This is a genomic window from Microbulbifer marinus (assembly GCF_900107725.1).
GTDB lineage: Bacteria > Pseudomonadota > Gammaproteobacteria > Pseudomonadales > Cellvibrionaceae > Microbulbifer > Microbulbifer marinus.
Genome location: NZ_FNQO01000004.1, coordinates 1 through 14,303 on the forward strand (window position 1 = coordinate 1; position 14,303 = coordinate 14,303).

The 14,303-nt window shown below is 61.1% G+C and carries 13 protein-coding genes; 8 read left to right on the forward strand and 5 right to left on the reverse strand.

The genetic code is table 11. The annotated features are described in order from the left end of the window. Positions 1-648 precede the first annotated feature (648 nt). The gene (gene tyrS / locus BLW36_RS14480; RefSeq protein ID WP_091390333.1) at positions 649-1,953 is read right to left on the reverse strand and encodes a tyrosine--tRNA ligase; all 1,305 of its coding nucleotides are present in this window, start codon (positions 1,951-1,953) and stop codon (positions 649-651) included. Positions 1,954-2,245: 292 nt separating this feature from the next. Between tyrS and BLW36_RS14485 the strand changes: the two genes are divergently transcribed. Together BLW36_RS14485 and BLW36_RS14490 are read left to right on the forward strand one after the other, a co-directional pair. Continuing rightward, on the forward strand, positions 2,246-3,613 hold the full coding sequence (locus BLW36_RS14485; RefSeq protein WP_091390337.1) for a peptidoglycan DD-metalloendopeptidase family protein: 1,368 nt from the start codon (positions 2,246-2,248) through the stop codon (positions 3,611-3,613). A gap of 1 nt (position 3,614) precedes the next feature. After that, complete coding sequence (locus tag BLW36_RS14490) at positions 3,615-4,724, forward strand: anhydro-N-acetylmuramic acid kinase (RefSeq protein ID WP_091390341.1); 1,110 nt, start codon at positions 3,615-3,617, stop codon at positions 4,722-4,724. 135 nt (positions 4,725-4,859) lie between these two features. Here BLW36_RS14490 and erpA read toward each other — a convergent pair whose 3' ends face one another. From erpA to argC, 4 genes are all read right to left on the reverse strand, one after another. Beyond that, a complete protein-coding gene (gene erpA, locus BLW36_RS14495) occupies positions 4,860-5,213 on the reverse strand; it encodes an iron-sulfur cluster insertion protein ErpA (protein ID WP_091390344.1) in 354 nt (117 codons plus the stop codon). Positions 5,214-5,386: 173 nt separating this feature from the next. Beyond that, positions 5,387-5,800, reverse strand: a complete 414-nt coding sequence (locus BLW36_RS14500; protein ID WP_091390347.1) for a bactofilin family protein — start codon at positions 5,798-5,800, stop codon at positions 5,387-5,389. A gap of 63 nt (positions 5,801-5,863) precedes the next feature. Continuing rightward, positions 5,864-6,607 carry a DUF6776 family protein gene (locus BLW36_RS14505; protein WP_091390350.1) on the reverse strand — a complete coding sequence of 248 codons (744 nt, stop codon included), beginning with the start codon at positions 6,605-6,607 and terminating at the stop codon, positions 5,864-5,866. Positions 6,608-6,660: 53 nt separating this feature from the next. Next, on the reverse strand, positions 6,661-7,707 hold the full coding sequence (gene argC / locus BLW36_RS14510; RefSeq protein ID WP_091390352.1) for an N-acetyl-gamma-glutamyl-phosphate reductase: 1,047 nt from the start codon (positions 7,705-7,707) through the stop codon (positions 6,661-6,663). 96 nt (positions 7,708-7,803) lie between these two features. Between argC and BLW36_RS14515 the strand changes: the two genes are divergently transcribed. The 6 genes from BLW36_RS14515 to BLW36_RS14540 all read left to right on the forward strand — a co-directional run bounded on the left by BLW36_RS14515 (position 7,804) and on the right by BLW36_RS14540 (position 14,301). Beyond that, positions 7,804-9,621 (forward strand): chloride channel protein, encoded by a 1,818-nt coding sequence (locus tag BLW36_RS14515; RefSeq protein WP_244506276.1) that lies wholly within the window; start codon positions 7,804-7,806, stop codon positions 9,619-9,621. Between the two features lie 33 nt (positions 9,622-9,654). Next, positions 9,655-10,077: a protoporphyrinogen oxidase HemJ gene (gene hemJ, locus BLW36_RS14520; protein ID WP_091390355.1), complete on the forward strand. Its 423-nt coding sequence runs from the start codon at positions 9,655-9,657 to the stop codon at positions 10,075-10,077. 82 nt (positions 10,078-10,159) lie between these two features. Further along, a complete protein-coding gene (gene thiD / locus BLW36_RS14525) occupies positions 10,160-10,945 on the forward strand; it encodes a bifunctional hydroxymethylpyrimidine kinase/phosphomethylpyrimidine kinase (RefSeq protein ID WP_091390358.1) in 786 nt (261 codons plus the stop codon). Between the two features lie 125 nt (positions 10,946-11,070). Further along, positions 11,071-12,354: a glutamate-1-semialdehyde 2,1-aminomutase gene (gene hemL, locus BLW36_RS14530; protein ID WP_091390362.1), complete on the forward strand. Its 1,284-nt coding sequence runs from the start codon at positions 11,071-11,073 to the stop codon at positions 12,352-12,354. A gap of 148 nt (positions 12,355-12,502) precedes the next feature. Next, positions 12,503-13,678 carry a benzoate/H(+) symporter BenE family transporter gene (locus BLW36_RS14535; RefSeq protein ID WP_211567220.1) on the forward strand — a complete coding sequence of 392 codons (1,176 nt, stop codon included), beginning with the start codon at positions 12,503-12,505 and terminating at the stop codon, positions 13,676-13,678. Further along, positions 13,675-14,301, forward strand: a complete 627-nt coding sequence (locus tag BLW36_RS14540; protein WP_091390368.1) for a GntR family transcriptional regulator — start codon at positions 13,675-13,677, stop codon at positions 14,299-14,301. Before BLW36_RS14535 ends, BLW36_RS14540 begins: the two co-directional genes overlap by 4 nt. The last annotated feature ends 2 nt before the right edge of the window (positions 14,302-14,303 follow it).

A 14,303-nucleotide genomic window follows, 5' to 3' on the forward strand; every position in this document is an offset into this window, starting at 1 on the left:
AAGTCTTGCTCGGAATTAAAACGTAATTCATTGACATGAGTTACTTACTTCCGATAAATCGTTTTCTGGCCGAAGCCAGATGTATCGATTCATCGCCCCGTAAGCACCCACACATATTGCTTGATCGAATTTTTAAACAACTCAGTTGAGCGCTAGGCCCTAACTGCGGGACGCGTATTCTACACATCCGGGCTGCTGAAGCAAGTGCTTTTTTGCAGCTTTTTTCGAGGTTTTCGCAGCGGCTCGAGAGCCTCTTTCCAACCTCGCGAAACCGCTTCCGGTTCCGCTTGAAGGGGCGCGCATTATAGCGACCTCCTCAACCCTGACAAGCTCTTTTTTGGAGCTTTTTTCGGAAGAGGAAAGCGCCGCTAAAAGCTGCTCTTTCATCCCTCGAAGGGTTGCCAGGAACCCCCTCTGGAAGCCTTCAGACTCCCTTCGAAGTGGCGCGCATTATAGCGACCTCTTCGACCTTGGCAAGCTCTTTTTTGAAGAAATTTTCTTAAGAAAATCAATCACTTGGAGCCACCTCCTCACTGCTTCTCAAGCAGCGAGGGCGCGAACTATAAGGGCTGCCGAAACCCGCCGCAAGCACTTTCGTGACAAAACTGTAAAAAAGATTTTTCCGGCAAAAATTCGCTCAAAAACCAATCAGCTTTCAAGGGTAAACAGGTGGTACTTCTTCTTACCCAGGCGAACGATAAAGAAGCGCCCACACAACGCCCGATCGGCACTGAAGACCGCCGCGGGATCAGCATTGAATTCCATCCCTACAGCCTGCCCATTGACCAGCACCGCATTGCGCCCCAGTGCATCCTTTACCGGCTTGCCGGAAGGCGCCATGCCCGCGTCAACCAGCAGATTGATCAGGCTCTGACCGCCAAAGTCGGCCGGCAGCACTGAACTCGGCAGGCCATCGAGGCGCAACTGCTCGAGATCGCTCTCTGACAGGTCGGCGATGTCGCCGGAGAACAGCGCACGGGAAATGCGCTCTGCCGCGGCAAGCCCCTCATCGCCGTGTATGAGTCGAGTCACCTCGCGCGCCAGGATACCCTGCGCCTCCGGCTTGCCGGCACGCTCGCGGTCCGCCGCCTCAATTTCGTCGATCTCGTCGACACTGAGGAAGGTGAAGTACCGTAGGAACTTGTAGACATCCGCGTCGGCGGTATTCAGCCAGAACTGGTAGAAAGCGTAGGGCGAGGTGCGGTTCGCATCCAGCCAGATAGTGCCGCTCTCGGTCTTGCCAAACTTGGTGCCGTCCGCCTTGGTGACCAGTGGCAGGGTCAGGCCGTAGACCTTGCCGCGGTGTTGCCGGCGGGCCAGGTCGACGCCGCCAGTGATATTGCCCCACTGGTCTGAGCCACCGATCTGCAGAGTACAATTGTAGCGCTTGAACAGTTCCGCGAAGTCCATTGACTGCAGCAGCATGTAAGAAAACTCGGTAAAGGAGATACCCTCACCCTCGCGCTGGATACGCTGCTTGACCGATTCCTTGTTGATCATATTGTTGACGGAGAAATGTTTTCCTACGTCACGCAGGAAATCGAGCACATTCAGATCCTGAGTCCAGTCGAGGTTGTTGGCGACGACGGCACTGTTGTCGCCACAATCAAAATCTATGAACTGGGACACCTGGCGCTTCAGTTTCTCCACCCAGCCGGAAACCACCTCCGGCGTATTGAGGCTGCGCTCCTGCGTCTTGAAGGAAGGGTCGCCAATCAGGCCGGTTGCGCCGCCAACCAGTGCAATAGGCTTGTGTCCTGCCGCCTGAAACCTCTTCAAAGTAAGCAGCGGTACTAGACTGCCTATATGAAGGGAATCTGCAGTGGGGTCGAAACCGCAATAGAGGGTGCGGCTCTCCGTCAAATGCTGCGTCAGCTCGCCGTCGCCGGTCGCCTGATTAATCAGCCCGCGGCGATCCAAGTCTTTAAGCAGTGTCGCGTCGACCCCAGCCATGGTTTTCCCTCGTAATATGACTCGAATTAAGACCGCCGGACGGCGGCGAAATGGGCTGCAACATTACCGGACTTTGCGGTAAATACAAGCTGCGGCCGGTAGATGCGCCTAGCGCAGGCGCAAACTACCGTCAGGGAACAAGTGGAAAGGAACTCAGTCATGGACAGACAGGTCAATTACTCCGTGAACCACGGCGGAATATTTGTTATAAAGCCGCCTCAGTGCTCGTTTTTTAGGCACCCGCTGCCCGCAGCACCGATAACAAAGACAACCAGCGCCAATCGTTAAGACCATGCAAAATAAACGCAAACCGACGCCGCGCCTGTTGGGCGCCCTGCGCCAGCACTTCCCGCGCACCCACGCTGTCACCGCCGGTGCGGCAAGCTTCGCCCTGGCGCTGACCATGTTTGTCTCCACCCCGGAAGTGGAGGCCAAACGACTGTCACTACCGGTGAACCTCTCCACTGTTGAGGAAGCGAGCGCCGCAACGCCGTTAGCACAGCAGCCCCCGGAAACGATTGAGCCCAAACTGCGCTCGCAAAGCCTTAAAGTGCAGAATGGCGATACGCTGTCGGACCTGTTCCAGCGCGCCGGCATCAGCACGGCTGAGATGTACCAGCTGCTCTCCAGTGGCAAAGAAGCAAAGCAGCTAGCCCGTTTGACACCGGGAGAGGAGCTCACCTTCCATATTGACGACGACGGCGCCCTGCAGAGTCTGGAGCTGCACCGCGACCGCCTCAACTTGGTTGAATTCAGTCGCGGCGAAGCCGACAAGTTCACCTATGCCCTGCACCAGCGGGAACCGGACAGCTACGCCGCCTACCGCGAGGCCGAGATCGACAGCTCGCTGTTCGTCGCCGGCAGCAACGCCGGCCTCAGCCAGAGCCTGATCATGGAAATGGCGGAAGTGTTCAGCTCCGATATCGACTTTGCACTGGATATCCGCAAGGGCGACCGCTTCAGTGTGATGTATGACGAGAAATTCCTCGACGGCGAGAAGATTGGCAACGGCCCGATCCAGGCAGTGAGCTTTACCAACCAGGGCAAGACCTTCAGTGCGGTGCGCTATGTCGACAGCAATGGTGACGCCAACTACTACACGCCCGACGGCAAGAGCATGCGCAAGGCATTTATCCGCACGCCGGTGGATATCGGCCGCATCAGCTCGCATTTCAACCCGCGCCGCCTGCACCCGATCTTCAAGACGCGCCGCCCGCACAATGGCACCGACTACGCCGCCCCCCGCGGTACGCCGGTTTACGCTGCCGGCGACGGCCGTGTGATCAAGGCCGGTTACAGCAAGTCCAATGGCAACTATGTGTTTATCCAGCATGGCGAGCGCTACGTAACCCGCTACCTGCACCTGACCAAGCGCAAGGTAAAGCGGGGTCAGCGAGTCAAGCAGCGCCAGGTGATCGGTACCGTTGGCTCCACCGGCTACGCCACCGGACCGCATCTCCACTACGAATTCCTGGTCAACGGCCGCCACCGCAATCCGGCCACCATCGTGCGCAAGCTGCCGAAAGCCAAATCCATTCCCGACGCGGAAATGGCCCGCTTCAAGGCCCAGACACAGCCTCTGCTGGCAAAACTGGAAAACTACGAACAACCCGCCCTGGCGCAACGCAGCGAAGATAACGACAACAACAGCGTTAACTAGAATGCCCGATCTCTATATCGGCCTGATGTCCGGCACCAGCGTCGACTCCATCGACGCGGTGCTGGTCGACTTCGGCGACGAAGACAAGCCAAAACCACGTATCCTGACCGCTCTCGGTCACCCGATCCACCCGACACTCCGCGACGCTATCCTCGCTCTCTGCGCGCCGGGCCCCTCCGAGCTCGATCGCGCCGGTCAACTGGACCGGCAGCTGGGGCAGGCATTTGCCGAGGCGACCAACACACTGTTGGCGCGCGCCGGCGTTGAAGCCGCGGATATCACCGCGATCGGCAGCCACGGACAGACAGTACGCCACCGGCCGCCGGGTACGGTGGCTGCGCCCTTTACCGTGCAGCTGGGCGACCCCAATACCATTGCCGCGCTCACAGGTATTACCACGGTCGCCGATTTCCGCCGCCGCGACATGGCCCTCGGTGGCCAAGGCGCACCGCTGATGCCGGCATTCCACCGCGCCGCTTTTGCCACCGACTGCGATCGCGCGGTGGTTAATATCGGCGGCATGGCAAACATCACCGAACTGGCCGCAGACGGCAGCGTCTACGGTTACGATACCGGCCCGGGCAATGCATTGCTGGATTACTGGATCGGCCTGCACAAGGGGCAGTCCTTTGACCGCGATGGTGCCTGGGCCGCCAGTGGCCGCGCCAATCCCGAATTGCTCAACCGGCTGATGGCCGATCCCTACTTCGCAGCCAAACCGCCCAAGAGCACCGGGCGCGAAACCTTCAACGCCAACTGGCTGGAGCAGGCCTGCGCGGGCCTGGAACTGGCGCCGCCGGACGTACAGGCGACGCTGACGGAAGTCACTGCCGCCAGTATTGCCGAGGCGGTACATCAGTTCGCCGACGGCGGGGAATTACTCGTGTGCGGTGGCGGCGCCAAGAACAAAGATCTGCTGGCGCGCCTGCGTCGACGCCTGCCGACCTGGTCGATTGCCGATACCGGCAGTTACGGCATAGATGCAGACTGGCTGGAGGCCGTTGGGTTTGCATGGCTGGCGCGGCAGACACTGCTCGGACTGCCGGGGAACTGCCCGGGCGTCACCGGTGCCCGGCAGGAGGCGGTACTGGGCGGCATTTACCCCGCCTGAGCACCGCCGCACCTCCTGACATCACAGGATATTGAAAATATAGTTGAACCAGGGTGTTGCCGCTGATCCCGCTGCGGACAATCTTGACTCCGCAGCCGCCAACAGTGATCTGGAGGTGTGCCCAACAGGTAGGGTCTAGATGGAGAAGGAGGAACCGCAACCGCAGGTGGATGAGGCATTGGGGTTCTGAACGACAAAGCGGGAGCCGGACAGGCCCTCTTCGTAGTCGACGCTGGCGCCCACCAGGTAGGGATAACTCATCGCATCGACAAGCACCTGAATACCGTCCTTTTCGACCACTGCGTCATCTTCCGCCACCAGCTCGTCGAAGGTGAAACCGTACTGGAAACCAGAGCACCCACCACCTGTCACGAAAACGCGCAGTTTCAGTTCGGGATTGCCCTCATCTTCCAGCAGGCTTTTGACCTTGGCCACCGCCTTATCGGTCACCACCACCGGTTCGGGAGAAAAGGAAACAGCTTCTGACATAGGTCTCTCTCAGCGCATCGAGACATTCGCGACTCGTAAGAAAATTATACAGAGCGCAGCCTCGAGGCGGTCATCTTGCTTAAACCCAGAAAAACAGTCAAGTATTATGAAGCAGCGAGCCCCGACACCACAGGGTAGCCGGGGCTCGTGAGCAGCGCCAACGGGCGCCGATATCAGTCGGCTTCGATGACCGTCTCTTCCTCAGAGTACTCGATCATGCGCGGCTCACCGGTGGCATCCATGTCGATGTTGGAAACCAGAGATCCGTTAACCTGGGCACCCTTGACCATTTCAATCAGCTTGTAGTGAACGTTGCCTTCCACCATCGCCTTGGTGGCCAGCTCCAGGTGGCGCGCAGCGTAGACATCGCCCTGGACATTGCCGTTGATCACAACGTGGGGCACGCGGATTTCACCTTCCACCGTGCCACCGTCAACGATCTGCAGGCGGGCGTCGCTATCGCTATGCGCGCTGACGTTGCCGCGCACCTTGCCCTCGATCACCAGGTTGCCGCGAAAATGCAGGTCGCCGGACACTTCAGTCTGGCGTGCAATCAGAGTCGTGTGGTTGCTACTCGTGCTAGCCATAGTAGGAGCCTTCTCTTTTTTACTAAACATAATTCAGTCAAACCTCATCGTTCAGCGCTGTGGCTAGCTTTTCTGCACCAGCCAGCCATAGCGCTGCTCTATATTGAAACCCTTGCGTCCGCTCGATTTGAGCGACAGCTCGACGCCTTCCGGCTCGAAACCCTCGGGCAACTGCAGCTCGCCTTCGATATTCTGGAAGTACTTGAAACGCAATGGAATCGACTCGCTATCCACCTGTGGCGACAGGTCGCTCAGTGGGTAGCGTTTTGGCTGTCCATCCTGGCGGCCCACAATGGTGAAGGTTGCATTCCCCTTCACGACAGTGTGTCGCGTGGCCGACTGCTGTACCAGCAGTTTGTACTGATAGCGGTGCACATCGGCGGTCTGCGAAATACTGAAACGGCCGATGGACACCCCATCGCTGCCGTCGGCCGGCGCCATCAGGCCCCGGTAGAAGGAAATTTCCTGCTTGAGCTCGGCGATACGGCTCTCTTTCTGCACCAATTCCGCACGCACCTTCTCGCTGGCCTGTTCGCCGATCGTCAGCGACTGCTCGGCGGTCGCGGCCCGCAGACGCAATGCCTCGTTTTCACTTTTCAGTTCATCGAGCTGTTGCAGGGCCTTCTCGTGAGCCAGTGTCTTCTGGTCGAGATTGCTGCGCAGGTGGTGCTGACCGGCAAAATAGGCCGCCGCGGAAGTGGCCAACACCAGCAAGGCGGCACCCACGATGGAAAGGGCACCGGAAAACGGCCGATGGGGCACCACCTTCATGCGGTACTGCTTGCTGCCTTTTACTTTGCGCGTCATGAAATCCGCTGTTGTTATCTGGTTATACGTTTGTCGTGGTGAGCCTGCCGATTTTAAGGCAGCAGCGCCGGGCTCTCCAGCCCCAGGGCCTCATCCAGCCCGAACATGATGTTCATGTTCTGCATCGCCTGCGCCGAAGACCCCTTGGCCAGGTTGTCGATCACCGCTAACACCACCACGGTATCCCGCCCCTGCGGCTGCAGCACCGAGAGGCGACAGATATTGGTGCCCCGCACACTGCGGGTCTGCGGGTGGCTACCGGCCGGCATGACATCGACAAACGGTTCGTCCCTATACCGACTCTCAAACAGCTGCTGCAGTTCCGCTGCCGACTGGCCGGATTGCACATTTGCAAACAGGGTCGCGTGGATTCCGCGCACCATCGGCACCAGATGGGGGACGAAGGTGACACGCGCAGGACTGGCTCCGGCAGGTTGCACCCGGCGCAGAGTCTGCTCGATTTCCGGCAGGTGGCGATGACCGCCGGCGGCGTAGGCGCGGAAGTTGTCACTGTTCTCCGCCAGTAGCAGATCCGTCTTGGCCTGACGGCCGGCGCCGCTGGCGCCGCTGGCAGCGCTGGCGATCAGCTGCTGCGGGTCGACGATACCCGCCTCCAGCAGCGGTATCCAGCCGAGCTGGACCGCCGTCGGGTAACAGCCGGGGCAGGCCACCAGCTGTGCACCGGCAATCTCCGCGCGGTTGATCTCCGGCAGACCGTAGGCTGCCTGCGCCGCCAGTTCCGGAGCCGCATGCTGCTGGCCGTACCACTGTTCCCAGGCGGGGATATCCGTGAGGCGAAAATCCGCTGACAGGTCGATCACCCTCACGCCGCGGCGGATCAGCTCCGGCACCTGCGCCTGCGCGACACCGTGGGGCGTCGCGAAAAACACCAGATCACAGGCCGCCAGCTGCTCCAGATCCGGCTCACAGAAGGCGAGCTCACAGTGACCGCGCAGACTCGGAAATAGCTCTGCCACTGGCGTGCCGGCAAGCGCGCGGGAAGTTATCGCCGTCAGTTCTACCTGCGGGTGCGTGACCAGCAAGCGCAACAATTCTACGCCCGTGTAGCCGGTACCGCCGACAATTGCTACCTTAATCACCTCGTTCGAGTCTCCCTGTTTCCCCGCCGGCCACGGCGGCAGCGCCTGAATCAGCGGAGCACTCTACCACAAGCTTCTGCACTTTAAGGATGTGTGGTGTCACAGCGTACCGGCAAATCTACCAAAAAGACCCTGCCCGGCTGGCCACAACGGGAGCACGGCCTGGAGAGGCTGCGCCTGATGCTGTCCGCCCAGGACGCGCTGGCGCCGCTGCTGGCCATGGGATTGCTGATCGGCATCTGCGCGGGCGCGGTTACGGTGCTCTTTCGCCTGGTCAGTGAGTGGCCGACCCACCTGTTTCTGGCCATCCCCGAGCGCTACGAAGCCCTGCCACCACACTGGCGTTTCGGCCTGCCGGTGCTCGGCTCCCTGCTGCTCGGCAGTATGTACCTGTTACTGAAACCCAGCCGCCGCCATGTCGGTGTCGTCCACGTGCTCGACCGCCTGCACAATCACCAGGGCTTCATGCCGATACAAAACGCCTTTCTGCAGTTTTTCGCCGGCGCCACCGCACTGGTCAGCGGCCATTCCGTCGGACGTGAGGGGCCGGCGGTCCACCTGGGTGCCGCCAGCGGCAGCTGGGTCGCACGCAAGCTGCGTCTGCCGAATAACTCGGTGCGCAGCCTGCTTGGCTGCGGCGTTGCCGCGGCAATTGCGGCCTCGTTCAATACCCCTTTGGCAGGGGTCGTTTTCGCGATGGAAGTCGTGATGCTGGAATATTCGGTGGTCGGCTTCTTGCCAGTGATGCTGGCAGCGGTGGCCGGCAGCACTACTGCTCAAATTGCGTTCGGCCGCCAACCCGCCTTTAACGTCCCCGCAATCCAGCTCACCTCACTGGCAGAATTACCGGTACTGCTGCTTTGCGCTCTGGTCATCGGCACCCTGGCCGCGCTGTTTATCCGCGTGCATCGCCGGCTGGCAAAATATCAACGCAGCTCACCACTGACCCGTTTCCTGATTGTCGGACTGACCACCGGCACCATCGCCATCTGGGTGCCGGAAATCTTGGGCACGGGCTACGATACGCTGGAAAAGGCCATGCTTGGCGAGATAGGGCTTTCCGCGCTGATGATCATTGTCGTGGCGAAACTCGTCGCCACGTCACTGGGCACCAGCCTGGGCATCCCCGGCGGAGTGATTGGCCCCAGTCTGTTTCTCGGCGCCTGTCTCGGCGGTATCGCCGGCGGCCTCACTAATTTTTGGCTCGGCGAATACACCGCCAGCCCCGGCTTCTACGCGATGGTCGGTATGGCCGCGATGATGGCGGCACTGCTGAATGCACCGCTGGCGGCCCTGCTCGCCATTCTCGAACTCACCTACAACGCCAATGTCCTGTTTCCCAGCATGATGATGATTGTCGTTGCCAGTCTGGTCAGCCGCTATTTCTTCGCCACAGAGGGCATTTTCCAGGAGACCCTGCGCGCGCTCGATAAGAGTGGCACCCCCAGCTGGCGCCAGCAGATGCTGAGCCGTGTCGGCGTCGCCAGTGTGATGGAGCGACGCTTCGTCATCGCCCCACAGAAAATCAGCGAGGAGGAAGCGACGCGCCTGATTGAGCGCCACCCGCAATGGATTCTGATCGACCTGCCGCAGGAACCGACTCCGCAATTACTCCGCGCCGCGGATCTGGCGACGTTTATGGAACGCGTCAAGGAAGCGCGCGCGGAGGCAAAAGAAGCCGACAAGGAGCCGAAAACGGAAAAAGAGGAGCCAGTGGATCTGCTCAAACTGCCCGGCGACCGCGACCAAATGGCCGAGCTGAACTGGCGCGCCACCCTGCTCGAGGCCCAGCAAGCGCTGGAATCCAGCGGCGCCGGCGCCCTGATTATCAGCCGCGGCCACGGCGGTGCGCTGGACAACCGGATTACCGGTATTATCCTGCCGCAACATATCGATAACTATTACCGAAAATAGTCACAACCAATTAATTTGCCGAGGGGGAACTCGATGCTGTGGGTTAAAGCTTTTCACCTGGTCGCCGTGGTGTGCTGGTTTGCCGCACTCTTCTACCTGCCGCGCCTGTTTGTCTACCACGTGGACGCCACCGATGCCGTCAGCCGCGACCGTTTTTGCATCATGGAACGCCGCCTTTACCGCGGTATTGCCATCCCGTCGATGATTGCCACCGTCGCTCTCGGTATCTGGCTGATCAGTTACAACTGGGCCTATTACAAGACCGCCGGCTGGCTGCACGCGAAACTGTTTTTCGTCGTATTGCTGATCGGCTACCACCATATCTGCGGTGCCTATGTGCGCAAATTTGCCGCCGGCACCAACACCAAGAGCGGGCGCTACTTCCGTATTTTCAATGAACTGCCGGTAATTGCACTGGTCGTCATCGTGATACTGGCAGTGGTGAGGCCGTTTTAATTTGGCGCCGGATCACTCCAATAGCTGTGCGCCGAGCAACTAGAATTAGGCGCACAGCAACCGGCAGCTCTACAGGCGATATATGGACACGCGCCAACCCATTATTCTGACCATTACTCACCACGACCCCAGCGGCAGCGCCGGAATTGCCGCGGATACCGAGACCGCAGTCAGCCTGGGCTGCCACTGCGCTTCGGTGGTCTCTGCCATCAGTGTCGGCGATACCGGGGGGCTGCTTGGTGTGGCGCCGGTGGACGACAGCCTGCTGGTGGAGCAGGCGCGCGCGGTCCTCGAGGACATGCCGGTCGGCGCCATCAAGGTGGGCTATCTGGGCTCGGTGGAAAATGTGCGCGCACTGCACAGCGTGCTGCGCGACTACCCCAATATCCCGGTGATCATCGATCCCGACGCCACGCTGGCGGACAAGGAGAGCCTGCTGGCGCCGCCGCTGTGGGAGGCGATGACATCGCTGCTGCTACCCTACGCCACCATGGCCTGCCCGAACCGGCGCGAGGCGCGCGCCATGGCATTGGAGGCCGACGTGCTGGACGCGATGGCGCAGGAACTGCTCGAGAGCGGCTGCCGCTACCTGTTGCTGACCGGAGTACCCCGCGAACAGCAGCTGGAAAACCGCCTCTATGACGAGCGCGGCCTGATCCGCCAGTTCCACTGGGAGCGACTGCCACCGGCCGCTTACGGTGTCTGCGGCACGCTCGCCACCGCGATCGCCTGCCATATCGCCCACGGCCTGACCATTATCGAGGCGGTCAGCCGTAGCCAGCAGTTTACCTGGAGCGCGATTGCCGACAGCCGCCGGTTGGGCATGGGGCGGCCGATCCCCAACCGCTTGTTCTGGTGCAAACGCTGATCCGGTACCGAAGACAAACCACTAAGCTACCCCACGAAACAGGCGCACATTGTGCCGCCGTGCCAAGGCCGCGATAATAGCCCGCCAAGTTTCCGAGCCATTTCCCCAATTCCTGAAAGAATCCTATGAGTAAATCCGAGCAACTCTTTGCCGAAGCCCAGCAATATATTCCCGGCGGCGTGAATTCACCGGTGCGTGCGTTTCGCGCGGTCGGCGGCACGCCACTGTTTATCCAGCGCGCCGAAGGCGCCTATCTGTACGACGCCGACGGCAAGCGCTATATCGACTATGTGCAGTCCTGGGGGCCGATGGTGCTCGGCCACGCGCATCCGGACGTGATCGAAGCCGTGGTCGAGCAGGCACAGTCCGGTCTCAGCTTTGGCGCGCCGACCGAACTGGAGACAGAGCTGGCGGAGGAACTCTGTCGCCTGTGGCCGAATATGGACCTGGTGCGCTTCGTGAACTCGGGTACCGAGGCGACCATGAGCGCCATTCGCCTGGCGCGCGGTTATACCGGCCGCGACAAGATCGTCAAATTCGAGGGCTGTTATCACGGCCATTCCGACTCGCTGCTGGTGAAGGCCGGCTCCGGCGCCCTGACGATGGGTGTGCCCTCCTCACCGGGCGTACCGGCCTCCCTCGCCGACCACACCATCACCCTGAGCTACAACGACGCCGACGGCGTGCGCAAATGTTTCGATGAGATCGGCGACCAGATCGCCTGCATCATCGTCGAGCCTGTGGCCGGCAATATGAACTGCATTCCGCCGCTGCCCGGTTTCCTCGAAACCCTGCGCGAAGTCTGCGACCAGCACGGCGCCCTGCTGATCCTGGATGAAGTCATGACTGGCTTCCGCGTCAGCCTGACCGGCGCCCAGGGTCACTACGGTATCGAGGCGGATATCACCACACTCGGTAAGGTTATCGGCGGCGGCATGCCCGTCGGCGCTTTCGGCGGCAAGCGCGAGATCATGGAAAAGATCGCGCCGCTGGGCCCGATTTACCAGGCCGGCACCCTGTCCGGCAACCCGGTGGCGATGGTCGCCGGCCTTGAAACCCTGCGCCTGGTGCAGGAGCCCGGTCTCTACGAAGAGCTGACCGCCAAGACCGACCGCCTCGTCGAAGGCGTGCTGGCCGCGGCCAGGGAAGCCGGCATTCCGCTGACCGCCAACAAGGCCGGCAGCATGTTCGGCTTCTTCTTCACCGAGGAACCGCAGGTGTCCAACTACCAGCAGGTGATGGCCTGCGACACCGAGCGCTTCAACCGCTTTTTCCACGGCATGCTGGAGGAAGGCGTCTACCTGGCACCGGCCTCCTATGAAGCCGGCTTTATGTCCGCGGCCCACAGCGACGAGGACATCGAGCAGACTATCGCCGCCGCGCGCAGGGTCTTTGCGCGACTCGCCTGATCCGTTCCGCACCGCGCCCGCTCTGATGTAGAGCGGGTGCACCTCCCTCCTCACAAGCCCACCGTCTTTCCACTACCGCGGAAAAAGCATTGCATTCTCTGTCTCGTCGCCCTATAAAAATGTATACATTTTTATAGGGGTATACATTGTGGCGCGTTCCCTGTTGGCAGATAGCAGCCTGTCCACGGTCAGTGCCGGCTTCGTCGCGGTACTGGTCGGCGTTGCGAGCTCCGTCGCCATCGTCTTCGAAGCGGCCCGCGCCGCCGGGGCCAGCGAGGCGATGATGGCGTCCTGGATCGGCGCCCTGGGGCTCGGTATGGGACTGACCTGCATCGCCTTTTCCTGGTATTACCGCGCGCCGGTAGTCACCGCCTGGTCCACGCCCGGAGCCGCGCTGCTGGCGACCAGTCTGGTGGGGATTCCGATGGCCAATGCCATCGGTGCGTTTCTATTCAGCGCGCTGCTGACCTTGCTGCTCGGCCTGTCCGGCACCTTCGACAGGATCACGCGTAGGATCCCCATACCGATTGCCAGCGCCATGCTCGCCGGTATTCTGGTGCAGTTCGGCCTGTCGATCTTCACCTCGCTGCAGAGCAATCCGCTGCTGGTTGGCGCCATGCTGCTGACCTATCTCCTCGGCCGCCGCTGGCTGCCCCGCTACGCGATCATCCTGGTGCTGGCGATCGGCTTTTCACTCAGCTGGCTGCTAGGGCTGATCCATTTCGAGCAGCTGCACTGGTCACCGAGCCAACCGATCTGGGTCGCGCCGGAGTTTGAGTTGTCGACGCTGCTCGGCGTCGGCCTGCCGCTATTTATCGTCACCATGACTTCGCAGAACATTCCCGGCGTGGCCACGCTGCGGGCCAGCGGCTATGCGCGGGTGCCTATTTCGCCGGTAATCAGCGGTACCGGGCTGGCCTCGCTGTTGCTGACGCCGTTCGGCGGCTTCGCCTTCAATCTCGCCGCAATAACCGCCGCCATCTGCACCGGCCCGGAGGCCCACGCAGATCCCGCCCGGCGCTACACCGCCGGCATTGCCGCCGGAATTTTCTACCTGCTCGTGGGACTCTGCGGCGCCAGCGTCGTTGCCCTATTCAGCACATTTCCCCAGGCACTGATCGCGAGCCTGGCCGGCCTGGCGCTGATCGGCACCATCGGTTCCAGTCTCGCCAGTGCAACTGCCGAAGTCGACAGCCGCGAAGCGGCACTGATCACGTTCCTGATCACCGCCTCCGGTGCCAGCTTCTTCGGTATCGGCGCGGCTTTCTGGGGATTGATCGGCGGACTGGCAAGTTACTGGGTTTTTCGACAGGGCAATTCGTGAACCTCTACCAGCGCATCAAGAAAGATCTCCAGCAAGGCCGTTTCGCCCCGGGCCAGGTACTGAAGCAGGCGGAACTGGCGGAACTCTACGACGTCAGTCGCATCCCGGTGCGGGACGCACTGCAGCAGCTGAAAAGTGAGGGCTGGCTCACCGGGCACGGCAAGCGCGGTGTCGCGGTGCCACGCTTCGACCCGCTCGAAGTGGAGGATCTTTACCTGATGCGTATGCGGCTGGAACCGCTGCTGCAGAACCTCGCGGCGCCGCAGCTCAATGCGGAGACCCTGGGCCGCGCGCGGGATATCCTCGATCGCATGGAATCGGACCAAACACTGGCTGCGACCGAGATAGGCGCGCTGAACTGGGAGTTTCACGCCTGCCTGTATCGGGCCGCCGCGCGCCCGACCCTGTTTGCCACAGTGGAGCAACTGCACCGGCAGTGCGAGCGCTATATCGGCTACCAGTCCCGCAGTCTCGACTACCAGGACACCAGCCAGCGCGAACACTATGCGATTCTCGACGCGCTGCAGCGGGATGACAGCGACACGGCCGCCACCCTGCTGGAACAACATATTGCCGCCGCCGGACAACAGCTTGTGGCCTTCCTGCGCTCGGGCAGCGGTTGAAC